The organism is Spirosoma arcticum (assembly GCF_054779955.1).
Genome location: NZ_BAAGXG010000007.1, coordinates 226,262 through 246,076, shown reverse-complemented (window position 1 = coordinate 246,076; position 19,815 = coordinate 226,262). Strand labels below are relative to the sequence as shown.

The window sequence follows — 19,815 nt, the reverse complement described above, 5'->3', positions numbered from 1 at the left end:
ATTGCGAAAGAGTGAATGGTTAATTCCGTATATTCACTCTTTCGCAATTCGCTCTTTAAGATGTTCTCTCGTCGCAAATTTCTCCAAAGCAGTGCCCTGACCGCTGCTGCTTTTTATATCGTGCCGCGCCACGTGCTGGGCAAAGGCTTCGTGGCCCCGTCCGACAAGCTCAACATGGTGGCCGTGGGCTGTGGCGGCAAAGCTGATGTCAACATCGGATTGGCGTACAATAGCGGCTCCGACAACATCGTCGCTCTCTGCGACGTCGATGACCGGCAGGCCAAAAAGTACCGCGCCCAGTTCCCCAATGCGCCCTACTTTCAGGATTACCGCGAGCTGTTCGACAAGGCGGGCAAAACGTTCGACGCGGTTATCATCAGCACCCCCGACCACATGCACGCGCCCATTGCGATGGCGGCCATGCAACTCGGCAAACACGTTTACGTCGAGAAACCACTGACGCACGATATTTACGAAGCGCGGATGCTGACCGAAGCCGCCCGCAAGTACAAAGTCGTGACGCAGATGGGTAATCAGGGTAGTTCGGGCGATGCTACGCGCATCATCGAAACCGCCATTCAGGATAAACTTATCGGTTCCGTTCACACGGTTTATTGCTGGACCAACCGCCCCGTTTGGCCACAGGGCGTTCGGTCGCCCAAGGATAAAGGTGAATCGCAGCCCGTTCCGGCGGAGGTAAACTGGCCGCTGTTTCTGGGCACGGCCCCTAACCGCGACTACCACGAGGCTTATATGCCCACCCGTTGGCGTGGCTACTGGGACTTTGGCACGGGGGCGCTCGGCGATATGGGCTGCCACTTCATGGATGTGCCGTTCCGCGCCCTCAACCTCAAATACCCCACATCGGTCGAGTGCAGCGTTGGCTCGGTCTACGCCGATTTTTTCAAGGAAGCCTATTACGACGACGTATGTCCGCCTTCGTCGGCCATTCACCTGACGTTTCCGTCGGATGATCGGAAAGTGAAAGACATCAAATTTTCGTGGTTCGACGGGGGTATCCGGCCCCAACTGCCCGAAGGTGTCGAGTACAGCGATGTTTTCCGGGACGTTAACGGCGGGATGTTATTCATCGGCACTAAAGGGATGCTTACAGGCGGACTGTTTGGTAATGACCCCAAAATTCTGAACGTCGGCAAAGCGGCTGGGAAAGAACTGCCTGCGCCCAAGAAGCCGCTCGTTGAAGGCAAAACTGAAGGTCATCAGCAGCAGTGGGTTAAGGCCTGCAAGCAAGATTATGGTGCCTATACATCCTCCTCGTTCGAGCAGTCCGGCCCATTAACTGAGACCGTGCTGATGGGTAATTTAGCCACGCGCTCCTATTTAGCCCGCGAAGATGGCAAATTCACCGGCCGCAAAAAGCTTCTGTGGGACGGCGACACCATGAAGATTACCAACTACGATTACGCCAATCAGTTTGTGAAACGGCAGTACAACGGCGGGTATTCGTTGTAAAAAGAGTCGTAAGTCATAGCAAGAATCGCCCGCTACGTTGTAGAAGTAGCGGGCGATTCTTGCTATGAGTCCCTCTGAGCTATCACTTGCCCCCGCCGGTTGGTGAGCCGTTGCTTTGTTTGCTTGATCCGTTGAGTAAATTATCCCGCAGAAACAGCATCATGGCGCCGTACGTGTAATCGCGGTTGGCTTTTTTGGCAAGGCTGTGCCCTTCATCTTTGGCCATAATGTACCAAACGGTGTTTCCCTGCTGTTTCAGGCCCGCCACCATCTGTTCCGATTCGGAAAGGGGCACACGCGGGTCGTTTTTGCCCTGATAGACCAGCATCGGCTTCGTGATATTTTTGATTTTGTTGATCGGCGAGATTTTCTCAAACACGGCTTGCATGGCCGGGTCGCGCTCATCGCCGTACTCGGCCCGGCGGAGGTCAGCGCGGTAAGCACTGGTGTTTTTGAGGAACGTCGTGAAATTGCCGATCCCGAACAGGTCAATGCCGCAGCGCATTCGGTCGTTGTAGTTGGTCATCGTGGCTAAGCACATGTAGCCGCCGTACGATCCGCCGATCACGCCAACCCGCCCGGCGTCTAAATCCGGCTGTTTGGCAATCCAGTCGAGTAGTGAACCAATGTCTTTCACTGAATCCTCCCGCTTGGGGCCGTTGTCGAGCTTAACGTATGTTTTGCCGTAGCCCGTTGAGCCACGCACGTTCGGTACGATCACCGCAATGCCTAACTCGTTGACCAGCAAATTTATTAACGGACTGAAGTTAGGCAACGACTGCCCTTCCGGCCCGCCGTGAATGCTGAGCAGCACGGGCGTTTTGCCTGTCGGTTTGTTTTTAGGCCGGTACACTAAGGCCGGAATCATCCGGGGCTTGCCATTCATCTGATCGAAGGTTGGGTAGTCAATTAGCGTCGGCTCCACAAATAGCGTCGGCTCCACAAAATTCGCCGGGTTCAGGCCACCCACCTCGCTGCTCGTCCAGCGGGTCAGGGCGTTCGTGGCCGAACGCGGCCCGGACAGGTCCATTACAAACACGTCACTACTCGATGTGGCCGTAAGGAAACTCATGGCTAAGCGTCGCCCGTCGTCGGTTAGTTTGAAGCCACCCAAAACGCCCTTTGGCACATTTGGCGCGAGCTTATATTGCTTCGTTTTGGTATCCAGCACGTAGAGTTTCGAGAAACCGCCCTCGTTGGTGGCGAACACGAGTTTCGACCCGTCGCGGCTTATATCCACTTGCTCCACGTCCCAGGGAATCGACGCGGTAAGTGGCGTCTGTTTCCCCGTGGCCAAGTCAAAATAACGCAGCGTCTGGAACTCGGTGCCTTCGTCTGAGACTAAGAAAAGGCCTTTGCCATCGGGGGTAAAGTTTACTCCGCTGTAGCTAATCGGTGTGTCGGTTGGGTGCAACCGCTCCATTTTGCGCGTGGCTACGTCGAAGCGGTACAGTTCGCTTTCATTAATCGACTTGTAGTTTTCCAGAACCATCTGCTTGCCATCCGCCGACCAATCGGATACGCTCCAGCCACCACCTTTGAGTTCGGCCAGCGACACCGGTTTGCTGCCCGGTTTGAAATCGAGCAGAAACAGGTCGAGGTCGGCCCCATTGCGCTGGTTGCTCATGAATACCAGTTGCGTACCAGCCCGGTTCCAGCCCTGAAACTGGTTGCGGCTTTTGCCATCGGTCAGGAGCTGCGAACGGCCATCGGCGAGGGTGAAAAAGTAAATCTGGTAGTTTTCATTACCGCCATTGTCGCGGCTGTAAACGAAGCCGTTCTGCGCTTTATCGGGGCAGACTGACACATTACCGAGCGGTTCTTTGAAAAACGTAATCTGCCGCCGGTCGGCTCCCGGTGCGGCTACGTGGTGAATCTGCGGCACGTCGGCGAAGCGGGTCGAAATAAACAAGCCTTTGTTGTCGCGGTCCCAGTCGGCAAACGACGCTCCGCGCACGTTCTGGTACTGCTCAACGCGTTCGAGCAGGTCGGCGGGCAGGGCCGGAATGTTTTCGACGACTAAGTTGCCAATTTCTCTGCGGGTCTCCGGCGCGGCTGTCTGCCCGCCATTTTGGGCGAACGTCAGGCCGGTCAACAGGCAAAGTCCGATGACTTGTAGGTTGTACATACGCTTTAATCAAATGTTCGCCAGTAAGGTAAACAGAAAAGGAACACATGTCCGGCTACGCTTTCCGCTTGCCTGCTTTTCCCGTGTCGCAAACGCCTTTGAAGTAACCGATGGATTCGGCAATGCCCGCCAGGGGGTCTTTCATGTCTTTTTCGTACTCTAAACTACAGCAGCCATCGTACTTCACTTTGCGCAGAACATTGACGAAAGCGGGTACGTCGATGACGCCCCGGCCCAACTCGCACGTTTTGCCTTCTTTAGAGGCCGCCGTAACGTTTTTGAGGTGAATGTCGAAAATACGTTTGGCATACTTTTCCATGTCGGCGAGGGCGTCGTCACCGTAGCGTGTATCATGACCCATATCGAAGCAGAGGCCAACGCGCGAGTCCAGATTTTTGACCGCATTCATGACCGATGTCGCGTTGGGCCACAGCTTAATATCAGGTCCGTGGATATGAATCGCGTACCGCATATCGAACTCCTTTACTTTTTTATCCACGTAAGGTAAAAGCTCCTCATTAGGAACACCAACAATGAGTTTTACCCCCACACGACGGGCATAATCAAAGCCCTTGTCGATCTCCTCAGTGGTTTTCATATAAATCGGCCCGACGGCGTAGCCCGTGACGTTGGCTTGTTTCAGCGTTTCATGAAACGCGCTGATTTGTTCGGCGGTGCTGGCGTAAGGCAGGTGGAAATCCTTAATGCACAAGTAATGCACGTCGGTTTTCTTCATCATGTCGAGCGCCTGATCCAGCTTGAAATGGACAAAACTATACCCGGCTATGCCCAGCTTAAACAGATCTTCACCCACCGGTTTGCCGGTTTTCGGGGCAGCATTCAACGCGACGGCCGGTTGCACGGTGGCCAGGGCTACAGAGCCACCGGCCTTTTTTAGAAACGATCTTCGGGTTGTCATTGATAATACCGGTTTGTGTGAATCATTAAGACGATTATTGCCCATTTTCTACTGACAATTGTAACATTGACCTACAACAACAGGTAGGATTACCGAGTGAGTTTGTTTACAGCTATAGCCGAGGTGGTATGGAGTACTTAACGGTGATTTAAGCATGAAAAAGAACAGCAAAATTTTACCGGCAAAACGAATTTTCTGGCTTGGTGGCTTGGCGGCTACCTTGTGTTTGGCAGGATACCAGATTGAGAAAGACCCTATTGATCGGCGAATAAAACGTCTGACACCCGAAAAAGCCGCGCAGATGGCTAAAGCCATTGAAGCAACCGTGACGCCCAAATTAGCCGACGGCCTTAGCCTGAGTTTGTGGGGCGTCGATTCGCTCGTGGCTGATCCAATCGCGATTGATATGGATGACAAAGGCCGGTTGTACTACACCCGGACGAACCGACAGAAGAACTCGGAATTTGACATCCGCAGCCATGCCGACTGGGAAATCGAATCGAACCGGCTGCAATCCATCGAAGACAAACGGGCTTTTCTGCACCGGGTTCTGTCGCCGGAGAACAGCTCCAAAAACGATTGGCTCAAAGACCTCAACGGCGATGGTTCGCACGACTGGCGCGATATGACCGTCGAAAAAGAGAATGTGTTCCGGCTGGAAGACACCTCCGGCGACGGCGTGGCAGACCAGTCTCAGTTGGTGGTGGATGATTTCCACGACGAAGTTACCGACGTGGCGGGGGGCGTTATGATCAACGGCGACGATCTGTTCGTGGCTGTTGCGCCCGATCTGTGGCGGATGCGCGATAAAAACGGTGACGGCATTGCGGACGAGAAAACGTCCATATCACACGGGTACGGGGTTCACGTGGGCTTCGGTGGTCATGGTATGTCGGGTCTGGAGATGGGGCCGGACGGTAAAATTTACTGGCAGATTGGCGACATTGGCTTCAATGGCAAAGGACCGGATGGACAAAAATGGCCCCACCCCAACAGTGGCGTCATCGTTCGGTCTAACCCAGACGGGAGCGACTTTGAAGTGTTTGCCCACGGAGTCCGCAATACCCACGAGTTTGTATTCGATGAATACGGTAACCTCATCAGCGAAGACAACGATGGCGACCATCCCGGCGAAAAAGAACGGCTGGTATATATTGTCAACGGCTCGGACACCGGCTGGCGCAGCAACTGGCAGTACGGCAAATACCGCGACCCAGACAACAATACGTACAAAGTTTGGATGGACGAGCAGATGTACAAACCCCGCTTCGAGGGGCAGGCCGCGTACATTACCCCGACCATTGCCAACTTCGTGAGTGGCCCCGCCGGTATGCGCTACAATCCGGGAACGGCCTTGAGTCCGCAGTATAAGAACATGTTTTTCTTAGCCGAATTCGTGGGTAACCCCGCCCGTTCGGGTATCCATGCTTTCAAATTAAAGCCCAAAGGCGCTTCGTTTGAATTGGGCGAACAAAAGAAAATTTTGAGCAATGTACTGGCCACCGGCATCGAGTTTGGGCCGGACGGTGCGCTGTACGTAGCCGACTGGATCAACGGCTGGGATGCCAAAGATTACGGCCGCATCTGGAAATTAGACGACAAGGCTGGGGCTGCCGGAGCCGACCGCCTGCGTACCAAAACCCTGCTTGCCGAGAACATGAGCAAGCGCGGAGAAACGGCGCTGGGTGAGTTGCTTAAAAACCCGGACATGCGGGTGCGCCAGAAAGCGCAGTTCGAACTGGCCAAGCGGGGCGCAAAAGGAGCCACCGTCTTCACCGCAGCAATCGGACAAACGGCCAACCAGTTAGCCCGAGTTCATGGCATTTGGGGTATCAGCCAGTTAGCGCGTCAGGACAAGCAATACGCCAAATTGCTGTTGCCCCTGCTAACGGATGCCGACCCCGAAATTCGGGCGCAGGCGGCCAAATGGTTGGGCGATATTCGGTACAAAGAGGCTGGCGCTGCGCTGATTCCCTTGCTGAAAGATGCCAACAGCCGGGGCCGTTTCTTCGCGGCCGAAGCGCTCGGCCGGATTGATTACGAACCGGCTATCCAACCCATTATTCAGTTGCTCGAAGCCAACAACGACGAGGACGCCTACATTCGTCATGCCGGTAGCTTAGCCTTGGCCCGAATTGGCAACCCCGAGCCGGTAGTAGCGCTGGCCCGCCATTCCTCGCGGGCCGTGCGGATTGCCGCCGTCGTGGCGCTCCGGCGCATGAGCCATCCGGGAATCAAAAATTTCCTGGCTGACTCCGATGAATTTGTGGTGACCGAAGCGGCCCGCGCTATCAACGACGACCTGTCCATTCCCGATGCCTTGCCCGCTTTGGGTGCGCTGCTTCAAACGACGCAGTTTACGAACGAAGCCCTGCTTCGGCGGGTCATCAACGCCAATCTGCGGGTAGGAACCCCGGAAGCGATGCAAACGCTGGTCAGCTACGCGCAGCAGGAAGGTCGCCCGGTAGCGATGCGGGCCGAAGCAATGGAAGCGCTCAGCACCTGGTCGAAGCCATCGGTGCTGGACCGCGTCGATGGGCGTTACCGGGGGGTGATCGAACGAGACCCCGCACTGGTTACAAACAAGACTCAAGATACATATATCAAACTCTCAACCCATCCCGAACAGGCATTGCGGCTGAGCGCGATCAAATCCATTGTCAAACTCAACCTGGGGCAGGCGTCGACGCATTTACTTACCCGGTTAACGACCGACAAAGACGCCATTGTGCGGGTAGCCGCTTTGCGGGGATTAGCTTCGCTGAATGATAGCCAACTGGGCAAAGCTATTGAAACAGCGCTCGCTGACGAGGAGAAAAGTGTGCGGGTTGCAGGGTTGGATCTGCTGGGAAAAACGGACATGCCCAAAGACGTGATGGTGCGACTGCTCACGACCGTCATTAACTCCAAGACGACCGAAGAAAAGCAGGCCGCCTTGGTAACGCTGGGGAAATTGCCGGTCAGCGCTACGCAGAAGTCGTTCGACCAGTTATTGACGGACATGGAGACTGGCAAGCTGCCGCCGGAGCTGCACCTGGAACTGGAGGAAGCCGTTGACAGCAGCCGTTCTCCGCAACTACTGGCCCGTTACAAAACCATCAGCAGCAAGCTATCGCCGGATGAATTGGCAGCTTCGTTTAAGGGTAGTTTAGTAGGCGGAGAACCCGCCCTGGGCCGACGAATCTTTTTCCGGCACCAAACGGCGCAGTGCATCCGATGTCACGCCTACAATGACCAGGGCGGGAACGCGGGTCCCCGCCTGAACGGGATAGCGAACCGACTTACGCGCGAGCAATTGCTGGAGTCTGTCATCAATCCAAGCGCCCGCTTAGCACCGGGATTTGGAACCGTTGAGGTAAAACTGAAGAACGGTAAAACAGTGGCCGGTATTTTGGAGGAGGAAACCGACGGGGCTATATCAGTAAAGGTGGGTGATAAAGCTAACACCATCCCGAAAGATCAGATTGCGAAGCGGACCAATTCGCCTTCCGGTATGCCCGAAATGAAGTACCTGCTGACGAAACGCGAAATCCGGGATGTCGTGGGCTTTCTGGCCACGCTCAAAGAAGATAATTAGAAAGCGTAACGGGCCTGTTAAACGGTAAAAGCGTCCCCTAACTCATTGGTTGGGGGACGCTTTCAATTTGTGGGCCAGCCTGGACTCGAACCAGGGACTTACTGATTATGAGTCAGGCACTCTAACCAACTGAGTTACAAGCCCTTCATCGATTGGTTGCTCAGATTCGACAGCACAAATTTACAAAATTTTTGACAGGATTATAGGATTAACAGGATTTTCAACTCATAATCCTGTTAATCCTGTAATCCTGTCAAATACCTTTGTTTCATGCCAGCACCCAACAAAAAGAAGATTCTCAACGATCCCGTTTACGGATTTATCACTATTCCGACGGAGTTGCTGTTCGATCTGGTGGAGCATCCGTACTTTCAGCGGCTCCGGCGAATCAAGCAGCTGGGTTTGTCGGAGTATGTGTATCCGGGTGCGCTGCATACGCGCTTCCATCATGCGTTGGGGGCCATGCACCTGATGGGACAGGCCATGCAAACGCTCCAAAGCAAAGGCCATTTCATCACTGATGCCGAGTGCGAAGCTGCCCAAATTGCCATTCTGCTACACGACATTGGGCACGGCCCGTTTTCGCACGTGCTGGAGTGCTGCCTGCTCAACAACGTACCGCACGAGGAAATTTCGCTGCTATTGATGCACGAGTTGAACCGGCAGTTTGGCGGGCGGCTGTCACTGGCCATCCGTATGTTCGACGGGAGTTACGAACGGCCGTTTTTTCACCAGCTTACGTCCAGCCAATTGGATATGGACCGCATGGATTACCTCAACCGCGACGGCTACTACACGGGCGTGGCCGAGGGGACCATTGGGGCGGAGCGCATCATTAAAATGCTTGATTTGGCCGATAATCAGTTGGTAGTAGAAGCCAAAGGGGTGCTGAGTATCGAGAACTTCCTAAACGCCCGTCGGCTTATGTACTGGCAGGTGTACCTGCACAAAACGTCCATCTGCTGCGAGTCGATGCTGATTCAGATTCTGCGCCGGGCGCGGTTTCTGATTGGCCAGAACACGCCCCTTTTTGCGCCGGATACATTCCGGCTGTTTTTATCGGAAAGTATTTCATTAGCCGAATTTCGTATGAATGACACCTACCTGAAGGCGTTCACGCAGTTGGATGATTATGACGTATGGGCCTGCATTAAGCAATGGGCACTGCACAATGATTCGGTACTTGCAACGCTCTGCCAGATGTTGCTCGACCGGCGGCTGTTTAAAATCATGCTGTCGACGGAGCCGTTTGCTGGGGCGCTGGTCGATGAACTGGCCGGACAACTGCGTCAGGCGGGTCTGCCAGACGAAGACTTGTCCTACTTTCTGGTGGAAGGGCAGGCAACCAACGCGGCTTATTTGCCATCGGAAGAGCGCATCAACATCAAACTGAAATCCGGAAAAATTATCGACATCGCTGATGCGTCGGACCTGTCCAACATTCAGGTGCTGACCAACATCGTGCGCCGGTACTACATTTGCTGGGCCAAAGGACTCTCAGTTGGCCAGTCGGTAAGTCAGTGAGTTGGTCAGTGGCTGGCGCGTACTATACTGGCTAACTCACCAACTCATCCACTAACCAACTGGTCAACTGATGGACTATTTCGGCTCTGTCTTACCCAAAAAGTGCAATTTGTTAGCTACCTTAGCGGCCCAAATGTCCGCCAGAACCGGGCGTTTCTCGACGGTCCTCATACGTATATGGAGTTAACAGTCAAGCAGATTGCCACGCTGCTGGAGGGTGAAGTAGCTGGCAATGAATCACTGACAATCAGCAGCTTGTCGAAGATAGAGGACGGCAAACCGGGTGACATTTCGTTTCTGGCGAATCCGAAATACGAGCCTTTTCTTTACACGACACAGGCTTCGGCGGTAATCGTCAACCAATCGTTCAAGCCGCAAAAGCCGGTGCCGTCAGCTCTGATTTTTGTAGAAAACTCCTATTCCGCCTTCACCCGTCTGCTCGAAGAATACCACCAGCAGATCAGTTTTGCCCGTGTGGGCGTAGAGCAGCCTAACTACCTCGGCGAGGGAACACAGATTGGTGAACAGGTGTACCGGGGGGCGTTTTCTTACGTCGGCCGCAACTGCCGCATTGGTAATAACGTTAAGATTTATCCCCACGTTTATATCGGTGATAACGTCAGAATCGGGGACAACACCATTCTCCAGCCGGGCGTCCGTATTCTCAGTAACTGCACCATTGGTCATAATTGCGTCGTCCATCCGGGTGCCGTGATCGGCAGCGAAGGATTTGGCTTTGCACCCCAAAACGACGGCACATACAAGACGATTCCGCAGTTGGGTAATGTTATCCTCGAAGATTTCGTGAACGTGGGCGCGGGCACAACAATCGACTGTGCCACAATGGGTTCCACGATTATTCGGCAGGGTGTCAAGTTAGATAACCTGGTTCAGATTGGTCACAACGTTGAAATTGGTCGGCACACGGTCGTGGCGGCTCAGACGGGCATTGCGGGTTCGACCAAGATCGGTGAGAACTGCATCATTGGCGGTCAGGTCGGTTTTGCCGGTCACCTGACCATTGCCAACGGCACCAAAGTGGGGGCGCAGTCGGGCGTTGGCAAATCGGTGAAGGAAGAGGGGCAGTCGCTGAACGGATCAACGGCTTTTCCCATGCGAGACAATATGCGGTCACAAACTGTGTTTCGGCGGTTACCCGAACTGGAACGTCGGTTAGATGAGTTAGAGAAGAAAACAGAGAAGTAATTTGTAGCCGCTTGCCGTTACGAATCCAGTAATTGATGAATACAAAACAACAGACTATTCAGAAGGCCGTTTCGGTGTCGGGTGTGGGGTTGCACACGGGCGTTTCGGCAACGATGACCTTCCTGCCTGCACCTACCAATCACGGTTATAAATTTCAGCGTATTGACCTGCCGGGAAGCCCCATTGTGGATGCCGATGTTGACAACGTAGTCGATCTGTCGCGCGGCACGACCATTGAGCAAAGTGGGGCACGAATCCATACCGTAGAGCATACGCTGGCGGCCTTGGTTGGTTTGCAGATCGACAATGTCCTGATTCAACTGGACGGACCAGAACCACCCATTATGGATGGCTCCTCGATTCAATTTATCGACGCGCTGCGCGACGCGGGTATCGACGAGCAGAACGCCACGCGTAATTACTTCGAGGTCAACGAGTACGTTCATTTTCGTAATCCTGAGAAAGATATTGAACTGGCCGCGCTGCCGCTCAATGACTACCGCCTGACGGTGATGGTCGATTATAATTCGCGAGTTATCAGCAGTCAGCACGCCTACCTGAACGACATTAGTCTGTTTCCCGAGCAGATTGCCAACTGCCGCACATTTGTGTTTCTGCACGAGTTGGAGGCCTTGTATAAGCAGAACCTGATAAAAGGGGGCGACCTGACCAACGCCATCGTTATTGTGGACCGGGAAGTGAAAGAGGGCGAACTGGACTATTTAGCTGACCTGCTTCACAAGCCTAAAGTAAGCGTCAATAAAGATTATGGCATTCTGAATAATCTCGAACTGCACTACCCCAACGAGATGGCCCGCCACAAACTGCTCGACATGGTGGGGGACCTCGCGCTGATTGGTCGACCCCTAAAAGCGCAGATTCTGGCGGCCCGGCCCGGTCACGCGGCCAACGTGGCGTTTGCTAAAAAGATTAAGAAACTGATCCAGAAGAACGCGGCCAATCAGGTGCCACAGTATGACCCGAAGCAGCCCCCCGTGCTGGATATTAACCGGATTTCGCAGTTGCTGCCCCATCGCTACCCGTTTCAGATGATTGACAAGATCATTGCGCTGGACGAGAATAGCGTGGTTGGTATCAAGAACGTGACGATGAATGAACCGTTTTTTGCGGGTCACTTTCCGGGCAATCCCGTTATGCCGGGCGTTATGCAACTCGAAGCGATGGCGCAAACGGGTGGTATTCTGGTCCTAAGCACCGTTCCTGACCCCGAAAACTACTGGCCGTTTCTGGTCGGTATTGAGAACTGCCGGTTCCGGCGCAACGTTCTGCCGGGCGACACCGTAATCTTTAAGTGCAAGTTCACATCGCCCATGAAACGCGGTATTGTGAAAATGCAGGGTCAGGGTTACGTCAACGACCACTTAGTTTGCGAAGCCGATATGATTGCCAGTCTGGTTAAGAAAAAATGAATAATGAACAATGAATAATGGATAATGCAGGACTGCTCATACCCTTTTTTATTCATTATCCATTGTTCATTACTCATTATCTATTTTGAAAATATGATTCAACCATTAGCCTATATTCACCCCGAAGCCAAAATCGCGCAAAACGTGGTGGTCGAGCCGTTTGCCATCATTCACAAAGACGTCGAAGTAGGCGAAGGAACGTGGATTGGCTCCCATGCCGTCATTAATGAAGGCGCCCGCATTGGCCGCAACTGTAAGATTTATCCGGGGGCAGTTATCTCCTCGACTCCTCAGGATTTGAAGTTCAAGAATGAGTACACCCGAACCTTCATCGGCGACAATACAACTATTCGTGAATACGCCACAATTAGCCGGGGAACGGAAGAGCACTGGAAAACCGAGATCGGTATGGATTGTCTGATTATGGCCTACGCGCACGTGGCGCACGATTGCCGGATTGGCAATAATTGTATCATTATTAATAATGTACAAATGGCCGGCCACGTTCACATGGGTGACTGGGCCATCATCGGCGGGTCGAGTTCGGTGCATCAGTGGGTCAAAATTGGAGCGCACGCCATGGTGTCGGGTGGTTCATTGGTGCGTAAAGATGTTCCACCATTTACTAAAGCCGCCCGCGAACCGCTGTCCTACACGGGCATTAACTCGCTTGGACTCCGTCGGCGGGGCTTTGACAACGACCGGATCAATCAAATTCAGGAGATTTACCGCTACATCTACATGCGTGGCCTCAACAATGCCGACGCCCTTACCCAAATTGAACTCGAACTGCCACCCTCCGACGAGCGCGATGAAATCGTGAACTTCATTCGGTCGTCGGAGCGGGGCATTATGAAAGGCCCCTCGTCGGGTGTGGACCGGGAATAAGCCAATGTTTAATGATCAATGTAAAGTGCTCGTGGTCGCGGTCTACATTATCCATTGATCATTAAACATTATTCATTCATGATAATCACCGCTGAGCAGATTGGCAAGAAATACCGGAAGGAGTGGATTTTCCGGCGCGTCGATCTGACACTTGATGCCGGGACAAGCTACACCTTCGTGGGACCTAACGGTAGTGGTAAATCGACGTTACTCCAACTGTTGGCTGGTAGCCTGCCCGCTACTGAGGGAACGCTGACTTATTCGCTGGATGGTAAGGCGCTGGACCCGGACAACTGGTTTCGGTACGTGAGTATAGCAGCTCCGTATTTAGAACTGGTCGAAGAACTTACCCTCGATGAACTGTTGACGTTTCACCAGACATTTAAATCGTTCAAACCGGGCCTTACGCCCGAAATCATCGCTGATCGGTTGCTGCTTAGCCACGCCCGAAGCAAACAAATCAAGTATTTTTCGTCGGGTATGAAGCAGCGCGTTAAACTCGGGCTGGCTTTCTTTTCTGCTTCGCCGGTCGTTATTCTCGACGAACCGACGGCTAACCTCGATCGGCAGGGCGTAGCCTGGTATCACGAACAAGTACGTCGATTAGACGCTAATCAACTGTTGCTCATTGGATCCAACGTGTCGGAAGAGTATGATTTCTGCGAGAACGTGCTGGACATGACGCAGTGGAAGTAAGGTATCACCGGCCGTATTCCGTTCAACGCAATTTTCCCCGCATTTCCTCAATAATCTGTCTGACCTCGTCGATACGCGTTCGCAACCCATCCGCGTGGCGCCACGCCTGTGGCTCCACGGTGGGGCTCGGCTGACTAATTTCGTGCTCGATTTCCCGTAAATACTGTTCGCTGAGGTCCAGGTAGCGCCCCGCCGTTGTGGAATTGTGAAAACCACCCCCGTCGACTGTTACATAAACGGGTGTTGTATGAGCCGCCTGACCGGGTCCCGCCGTGCAGCGGGCCGCAATCCACTGGCCCCGTTCCACCGAGGGTAACGTGAAAGTCAGCGATAGATGGTCAGTCGACTGCCGGAATGCCGGACCACGCGATGCTGGACCAACTGAATCGCGAACCGTTGCCCGGCCAATGACCCGCCCGTGACTGACGACTTCGAGCGTATCGAGCGGAACCTGGCTTTTATGACCAAACGCATGAACCGTAATCTGCAAACTATCGCCCCGCTTAACATTGATCTTGTCGCCGGGGAGCGCGTTGTTCACGCGCAAATCGAGCATAGGACCGCTCGATACGAACGTATGCCCCGCCCGAACTGCCCGGTGCCAGTTGGCGAAGGTTAGTGGGCTGTTTAGATATGTATAAAACCGGGCATTGCCGATGCGCGACGAGCGTTCAGGTGGGCCATGGTCGTGGTCCTGCCCGCACCACGGGAAGTCGGACCCGGCTGTTGCCGTGAGTGGAATGCCGAGATCGAGCAGGTGGTAGTAGTGTTCGGTATGCAGAGGATGTTCGTCTACGCAAAACTGGAGCAGTTCCAGCGCATCAACTTTGCCACGCAGCCCGTCGAGAATCAGTCCCCGGTAGCCGTGGAACGTTTCGGCCTGGTGCGCGTAGCCCGTCAGGCCACCGAGTTGATGAATTTTGTCGAACACCTCGTCAAAAAAATAGTACCGGCTGCGCTGGCGAACGCGGTCGGCGGCTCCGAGGGCGAAGGCGTGGCCCAATTCGGGCGTTCGGGGATCTTCCTGGCCAGTGGTGAGCAGATAATTCCCTCGCCCGTACACCCCCGCTTCGCCGTATGCGTATTGTGGGTAATACGTTTCCCAAAAATCACCCATGCGCAGCAACGCCCCAACATTCACGTCTTCTGCCTGTAACCACGTCAGCAACAGCGGATTCTCCCGGGGCGACCGCCGGATGTGAATGTGGCCATCGGTCGAGTACCAGCCTTTAGCGGCCATGTTGACCCAGCGTTTCAGCCGGTACGTTTGCTGCAACGTCTGACCCGACCGAACGGTTAAATTGATCTGTTGCCGCAGGAACTCGTGTCCTTTCGACAGGCTAAGCTGATACGTACCGGGCGGCAGCGACAGCCGAAACGACCCGGCGACGTAGAATGAACTATCGGGTTGAAAGGCATACCCGTCTTCGTGGTCCCACAGGCCGTACATAACGGCAACGGCTTCGGAGGGAAGTTTGGGAACGGGTCTGCCGTAGCGCGTCAGCCGAACGCGGGTGGGCGTCGGGCGGTTAGTAGTGGCGTCGAGGATAGTAATGGCAACCCGACCGGGCGTCTGAGCCTGAGCCATACTCACTATGACGCTGACCAGCAGTAATACAAGGAGCCGAATAGGTAGTAAAGACCGTTGAGTATGCCGATGCATCCTGAATTGTTTAGGGTATGCCAAGATACGAACTGTCTGACTGCCAGTAATCAATCATGCGTTACCCCTCGCTCCGTAGTACATCTAAGGGTGGCCTGACCAAAACCTCGCGGCTATTGAAGACGCCGATTACCACTGTTAACACCGTCACGACGGACGCCACAACGCCAAGCGGTACAACGTCGGGCTGGTAAGGCACTTCGAACACGAAACGCGCCAACGCCCACGTACCGGCTATTGACAGGATGATACCGGACAGGGCCGCCAGTAAGCCCAGCAGACCGTATTCGAGTGCCGTAATGCGCAGAATCTGGTTGCGGCTGGCTCCCAGCGTACGGAGCAGAACGCTTTCGCGCAGCCGCTGGTACTTGCTGATGACCACCGACGACGCCAGTACCAACAGACCCGTCAGGATGCTGAACAACGCCATAAATCGAATTACAAACGAGATTTGCCCCAAAATGTCGTCCACCGTTTTAAGAATCAGGCCGAGGTCAATGGCCGATACGTTCGGAAATCCGTTCACTAACCCACGTTGCAGCACTGCCGATGTTTTGTTGTCGGGTACGCGGGTCATCAGTACGTGAAACTGCGGGGCCTGCTCCAGTACCCCCGATGGAAATACGATCAAGAAATTGGTTTGCACCCGGCTCCAGTCGACCTCACGGGTTCCGCCCACGATGGTTGGAACGGGAGCGCCCTGCACGTTGAAGTTCAGCGTATCGCCAAGCTTGACGTGCAGCCGCTCCATGTAATCCTTCTCAATCGAGATGTAGATGGCTCCGTTGGCTTGATAAGGCTCTTTTCCGGCAGCAACTTTCTCCGACGATATCAATGAGTCCCGGTACGTGACGCGATACTCGCGGGTGAATGCCCAACTCGGTGCCCGTTTGGCAGAGTCGGCGCGGGCAGTTGTGTCAGCGGGCTGATCGGGGCGGGGTGGAGTCTTTCGGTCCGATGCCGTTCGGCCGTTGATATTGGTTAGCCGCATGGTCACCACGGGCACCTGTTGCAAAATGGGCAGGTTTTGTTGTTTCACCAGCGTACGGACACCCGCAAGTTGCTCATTCTGAATGTCGAACAGCACCATATTGGGCTGCTTACCACTGCTTGCCAGTTGCACCCGGCCCAGTAAAAGCCCCTGCGTCAGGTATAACGTCGCGATCAGAAACGCCCCCAGGCCGATAGCCGTCACGAGAATGAGTGTCTGGTTGTTGGGCCGGTAAAGATTGGCCAGACTTTGCCGCCAGACGTAGCTCCACGACGTGGGAAAAAACCGGCGTACGAGCGCAATCAGCCCCAGACCAAGCAGCGTCAGCGTACCGAAGGCAACGGCTAATCCACCCGTGAACCCCACTGCCAGCAGGAGGTTGCGGGTCTGGAGATACGCGAATCCGACGATGAACCCGATAATGAGCAGATACACCGCCCACCGCAGCGGGTCGCGCCCGCTCAGGTCAGCTTCGTAGGACGTGCGCAGGGCGCGGAGGGGCGATACGTTTCGGATGGCCAGCAGTGGCAACAAGGCAAACAGCACCGAAATAAGCAGGCCCGTGCCAATGCCGCCCAGAATGGCCGGTCCCGACAGGGTTGTCTGCACCGTCACGGGCAGGAAATCGCCGAACACGCGCGGCAGAATCAACTGCACCGCCGACCCCAATACCGCGCCAATCGTGGCTCCGATCAGGCCCATCAGTGCCGTTTGGAGCAAATAGATCAGCAGCGCCTGCCGACCACTCGCTCCCAGTGTTCTGAGAATAGCGACCGACGCAATTTTTTCTTTTACGTACAACTGCACCGCACTGGCCACGCCCACGCAGCCCAGCAGCAGCGCCACGAACGCCACTAAACTCAGGTACTTCGTTAAGTCAGCGAAAGAGCGACCGGTCTGTCGTTTGCGCCCGGCAACGGTGTCGTAACTCACGCCGTCCTCATCTAATCGAGCCGAGATTGTTTTGACGTATTTTTCCATGTCGGTGCCCGGCGCAAACTGGTAATAGTATTTGTAGTTGACCCGGCTACCGCGCTGCAACAGACCGGTGCTGGCCAGATATTGATTCGGCACAAACACGGTTGGCGCGACGGTAGCGGCAATGGCGGCCTGCCCCGGTGTTTTGATAACCCGCCCCGCAATCAGAAACGACAGGTTACCCAGACGTACCGAGTCACCGGGCTGGGCACCCAATTGCACCAGCAGGGCGTCGTCGACCAGCGCCACGCGGCCGTTGGCCCGCCGGAACGTTTGAACGGCGGACGCGGGCTGCACCTCCCATGTGCCGTAGTACGGAAAGTTACCGACCAGACCCTTTACCTGCGCCAGCCGGACGCCCCCCGTTTTAGGAATCGACACCAACGACGCAAACGACACTTCGTAGGCCCGGTCGCGGCCAATGGTTTTGGCCAATTGCTGCGTTTGGAGGCTGTGTGGGCGGTTCCACGACAGCGTGAGGTCGGCCCCGAGGAGTTCGCGGGCCTGCCCGTCGATACTCAGCGCGAGGTTATCACCGAAGGAGTTGATGGCAACAAGGGCCGCAATGCCGAGCACAATGGCCGACATAAACAGCAGCAGCCGCTGTCGGCTTCGGCGGCTGTCGCGCCAGGCCATGCGGAAAAGCCAGGAGAAGTTCATAATGGTGAAAGAGTGAGAGCGCGAAAGAGCGAGTGAGGTAAAAGGCATTGCCGAGTGATTTTCACTCTTTCACCGTCTCGCTCCGGTTCGGTGTTCCGATTCGCTCTTTGGAATCTGAGATAACCGTGCCGCCTTTTACCCGAACAATACGCTGAGTGCGGGCCGCTAAGTCCAGATCGTGGGTAACGAGCACGAGCGTTGTTCCCGCTTCGCGGTTGAGTTCAAATAGTAGATCGACAACGGTAGCGCTGGTATCGGCGTCGAGGTTGCCGGTGGGTTCGTCGGCGAAGAGCAGTTTGGGCCGGTTGGCAAATGCCCGTGCCAGCGAAACGCGCTGCTGTTCGCCCCCGGAAAGCTGGGTGGGGTAGTGGTGCCCGCGTTCCCCCAGTCCAACGCGGTCCAGCAGTGCCTGCGCGTTTTTCTGAGCGCCACGCTCCCCGCGCAGTTCGAGCGGCACCATCACATTTTCGAGGGCCGTCAGTGTGGGCAGCAGTTGAAAGTTCTGGAAAATGAAACCCACATACTGATTCCGAATGGCTGCCCGCTGGTCTTCGCTGAGTGTATCGAGCCGGATATCGTTCAGGTAAACACTGCCCGATGTGGCCCGGTCGAGTCCGGCGCACAGGCCCAGCAGCGTAGTTTTGCCGCTGCCCGACGGTCCGACAATGGCAAATGTATCGCCGGGTTCGAGGGTGAAGTTTACGCCGTGCAACACGGTTAGGTCGCGGGCCCCGCTGGAGTATGTTTTCGTCAGATCTTCGACGCGTAGAATGCTCATAGTATAAGATTAAACTGCATCGGCCGGTATGCCGGAGCGGGACCGACAGAGAAACGGAGTTTTTTACGGAGAGCACAGAGTTAAACTGTATTTTTCTCCATGTTCTTTGTGATAAACTCCGCGTCTCTGTGTTTATATCGAAACTGACAGATATTCCATGAAGTTCTCCAAAACGAAACGAACGTCTATTTCCGTGATAAGCGGGCTACTATCGCTCTTAATGGTTTGGGGCTGCGGCTCCTCCGAAACAAAAACTGATGCTAAATCGGAAACCAGCTCGGCTGCAACGGGTCAAAAAACGCCCCTGCCTCCTGCTTCTACCAAGAAAACCGTATTGTTTTTCGGAAATAGCTTAGCCGCGGGCTACGGCGTCGAACCATCGCAGGCGTTTCCGGCGCTGATTGGCGAAAAAATCGACTCGGCGGGACTGAATTATACCGTCGTCAACGCCGGGCTGAGTGGCGAAACAACGGCCGGGGGCAAGAGCCGCATTGGGTGGGTGCTGCGCCAGCCGGTGGCGGTGTTTGTGCTCGAACTGGGTGGGAACGACGGCCTGCGCGGTTTGCCGCTGTCGGCGACGCGTCAGAATTTGCAGGCGATCATGGACACCGTTCGGCGCAAAAGCCCGCAGGCGACCATCGTGCTGGCCGGGATGCAGATCCCCCCCAACCTCGGCACCGACTACACCCGCGAGTTTCGGGAGTTGTTCAAAGAATTAGCCGACAAAAACAAAGCGATTCTGATTCCGTTCCTGCTCGAAAGCGTCGGCGGTGTACCCAAATTAAACCAGTCTGACGGTATTCACCCCAACCCCGCCGGGCACAAAATTGTAGCCGAAACGGTCTGGGGCGTCATCCGGCCGGTGCTGGAGTAACCTGGACGGCCACGTCCGGGCGTAAAAGAC

13 protein-coding genes and 1 tRNA gene are annotated in these 19,815 nt (G+C 54.8%); 8 read left to right on the top strand and 6 right to left on the bottom strand.

The features are described from left to right. The first annotated feature begins 60 nt into the window (after positions 1-60). Positions 61-1,473 (top strand): Gfo/Idh/MocA family protein, encoded by a 1,413-nt coding sequence (locus tag ACYVHB_RS17770; RefSeq protein ID WP_461053114.1) that lies wholly within the window; start codon positions 61-63, stop codon positions 1,471-1,473. 82 nt (positions 1,474-1,555) lie between these two features. Here ACYVHB_RS17770 and ACYVHB_RS17765 read toward each other — a convergent pair whose 3' ends face one another. Next, a complete protein-coding gene (locus tag ACYVHB_RS17765; RefSeq protein ID WP_461053113.1) occupies positions 1,556-3,601 on the bottom strand; it encodes a S9 family peptidase in 2,046 nt (681 codons plus the stop codon). A gap of 55 nt (positions 3,602-3,656) precedes the next feature. Then, positions 3,657-4,520, bottom strand: a complete 864-nt coding sequence (locus tag ACYVHB_RS17760; RefSeq protein WP_461053112.1) for a sugar phosphate isomerase/epimerase family protein — start codon at positions 4,518-4,520, stop codon at positions 3,657-3,659. 154 nt (positions 4,521-4,674) lie between these two features. Between ACYVHB_RS17760 and ACYVHB_RS17755 the strand changes: the two genes are divergently transcribed. Beyond that, entirely contained in the window at positions 4,675-8,097 is a 3,423-nt protein-coding gene (locus tag ACYVHB_RS17755) for a DUF7133 domain-containing protein (protein ID WP_461053111.1), read from the top strand. A 70-nt stretch (positions 8,098-8,167) separates the two neighbouring features. Here the strand turns inward: ACYVHB_RS17755 and ACYVHB_RS17750 are convergent. Further along, positions 8,168-8,241 (bottom strand) — tRNA-Ile (locus tag ACYVHB_RS17750). A gap of 126 nt (positions 8,242-8,367) precedes the next feature. On the opposite strand from ACYVHB_RS17750, the gene ACYVHB_RS17745 reads away from it, so the two are divergent. The 5 genes from ACYVHB_RS17745 to ACYVHB_RS17725 all read left to right on the top strand — a co-directional run bounded on the left by ACYVHB_RS17745 (position 8,368) and on the right by ACYVHB_RS17725 (position 13,841). Further along, positions 8,368-9,621, top strand: a complete 1,254-nt coding sequence (locus ACYVHB_RS17745; protein WP_461053110.1) for an HD domain-containing protein — start codon at positions 8,368-8,370, stop codon at positions 9,619-9,621. Between the two features lie 177 nt (positions 9,622-9,798). Beyond that, positions 9,799-10,827: a UDP-3-O-(3-hydroxymyristoyl)glucosamine N-acyltransferase gene (gene lpxD, locus ACYVHB_RS17740; protein WP_461053109.1), complete on the top strand. Its 1,029-nt coding sequence runs from the start codon at positions 9,799-9,801 to the stop codon at positions 10,825-10,827. A gap of 35 nt (positions 10,828-10,862) precedes the next feature. Next, a complete protein-coding gene (locus tag ACYVHB_RS17735) occupies positions 10,863-12,257 on the top strand; it encodes a bifunctional UDP-3-O-[3-hydroxymyristoyl] N-acetylglucosamine deacetylase/3-hydroxyacyl-ACP dehydratase (RefSeq protein WP_461053108.1) in 1,395 nt (464 codons plus the stop codon). A 93-nt stretch (positions 12,258-12,350) separates the two neighbouring features. Beyond that, on the top strand, positions 12,351-13,145 hold the full coding sequence (gene lpxA / locus ACYVHB_RS17730) for an acyl-ACP--UDP-N-acetylglucosamine O-acyltransferase (protein WP_461053107.1): 795 nt from the start codon (positions 12,351-12,353) through the stop codon (positions 13,143-13,145). 78 nt (positions 13,146-13,223) lie between these two features. Further along, positions 13,224-13,841, top strand: a complete 618-nt coding sequence (locus ACYVHB_RS17725; RefSeq protein WP_461053106.1) for an ABC transporter ATP-binding protein — start codon at positions 13,224-13,226, stop codon at positions 13,839-13,841. A gap of 22 nt (positions 13,842-13,863) precedes the next feature. Here ACYVHB_RS17725 and ACYVHB_RS17720 read toward each other — a convergent pair whose 3' ends face one another. From ACYVHB_RS17720 to ACYVHB_RS17710, 3 genes are all read right to left on the bottom strand, one after another. Beyond that, positions 13,864-15,429, bottom strand: coding sequence for a CehA/McbA family metallohydrolase (locus ACYVHB_RS17720; RefSeq protein WP_461053105.1), 1,566 nt, complete (start codon positions 15,427-15,429; stop codon positions 13,864-13,866). 136 nt (positions 15,430-15,565) lie between these two features. Next, on the bottom strand, positions 15,566-18,109 hold the full coding sequence (locus ACYVHB_RS17715; protein WP_461053250.1) for an ABC transporter permease: 2,544 nt from the start codon (positions 18,107-18,109) through the stop codon (positions 15,566-15,568). Positions 18,110-18,194: 85 nt separating this feature from the next. Beyond that, positions 18,195-18,911 carry an ABC transporter ATP-binding protein gene (locus ACYVHB_RS17710; protein ID WP_461053104.1) on the bottom strand — a complete coding sequence of 239 codons (717 nt, stop codon included), beginning with the start codon at positions 18,909-18,911 and terminating at the stop codon, positions 18,195-18,197. 157 nt (positions 18,912-19,068) lie between these two features. Here ACYVHB_RS17710 and ACYVHB_RS17705 point away from each other — a divergent pair, with 157 nt between their 5' ends. Further along, positions 19,069-19,785, top strand: coding sequence for an arylesterase (locus ACYVHB_RS17705; RefSeq protein ID WP_461053103.1), 717 nt, complete (start codon positions 19,069-19,071; stop codon positions 19,783-19,785). Positions 19,786-19,815 lie beyond the last annotated feature (30 nt).

Excerpts from the sequence above, each read along its gene's own strand:
- ACYVHB_RS17770 (WP_461053114.1), top strand. The coding sequence starts at position 61 with ATGTTCTCTCGTCGCAAATTTCTCCAAAGCAGTGCCCTGACCGCTGCT.
- ACYVHB_RS17765 (WP_461053113.1), bottom strand. The coding sequence starts at position 3,601 with ATGTACAACCTACAAGTCATCGGACTTTGCCTGTTGACCGGCCTGACG.
- ACYVHB_RS17760 (WP_461053112.1), bottom strand. The coding sequence starts at position 4,520 with ATGACAACCCGAAGATCGTTTCTAAAAAAGGCCGGTGGCTCTGTAGCC.
- ACYVHB_RS17755 (WP_461053111.1), top strand. The coding sequence starts at position 4,675 with ATGAAAAAGAACAGCAAAATTTTACCGGCAAAACGAATTTTCTGGCTT.
- ACYVHB_RS17745 (WP_461053110.1), top strand. The coding sequence starts at position 8,368 with ATGCCAGCACCCAACAAAAAGAAGATTCTCAACGATCCCGTTTACGGA.
- lpxD (WP_461053109.1), top strand. The coding sequence starts at position 9,799 with ATGGAGTTAACAGTCAAGCAGATTGCCACGCTGCTGGAGGGTGAAGTA.
- ACYVHB_RS17735 (WP_461053108.1), top strand. The coding sequence starts at position 10,863 with ATGAATACAAAACAACAGACTATTCAGAAGGCCGTTTCGGTGTCGGGT.
- lpxA (WP_461053107.1), top strand. The coding sequence starts at position 12,351 with ATGATTCAACCATTAGCCTATATTCACCCCGAAGCCAAAATCGCGCAA.
- ACYVHB_RS17725 (WP_461053106.1), top strand. The coding sequence starts at position 13,224 with ATGATAATCACCGCTGAGCAGATTGGCAAGAAATACCGGAAGGAGTGG.
- ACYVHB_RS17720 (WP_461053105.1), bottom strand. The coding sequence starts at position 15,429 with ATGGCTCAGGCTCAGACGCCCGGTCGGGTTGCCATTACTATCCTCGAC.
- ACYVHB_RS17715 (WP_461053250.1), bottom strand. The coding sequence starts at position 18,109 with ATGGCCTGGCGCGACAGCCGCCGAAGCCGACAGCGGCTGCTGCTGTTT.
- ACYVHB_RS17710 (WP_461053104.1), bottom strand. The coding sequence starts at position 18,911 with ATGAGCATTCTACGCGTCGAAGATCTGACGAAAACATACTCCAGCGGG.
- ACYVHB_RS17705 (WP_461053103.1), top strand. The coding sequence starts at position 19,069 with ATGAAGTTCTCCAAAACGAAACGAACGTCTATTTCCGTGATAAGCGGG.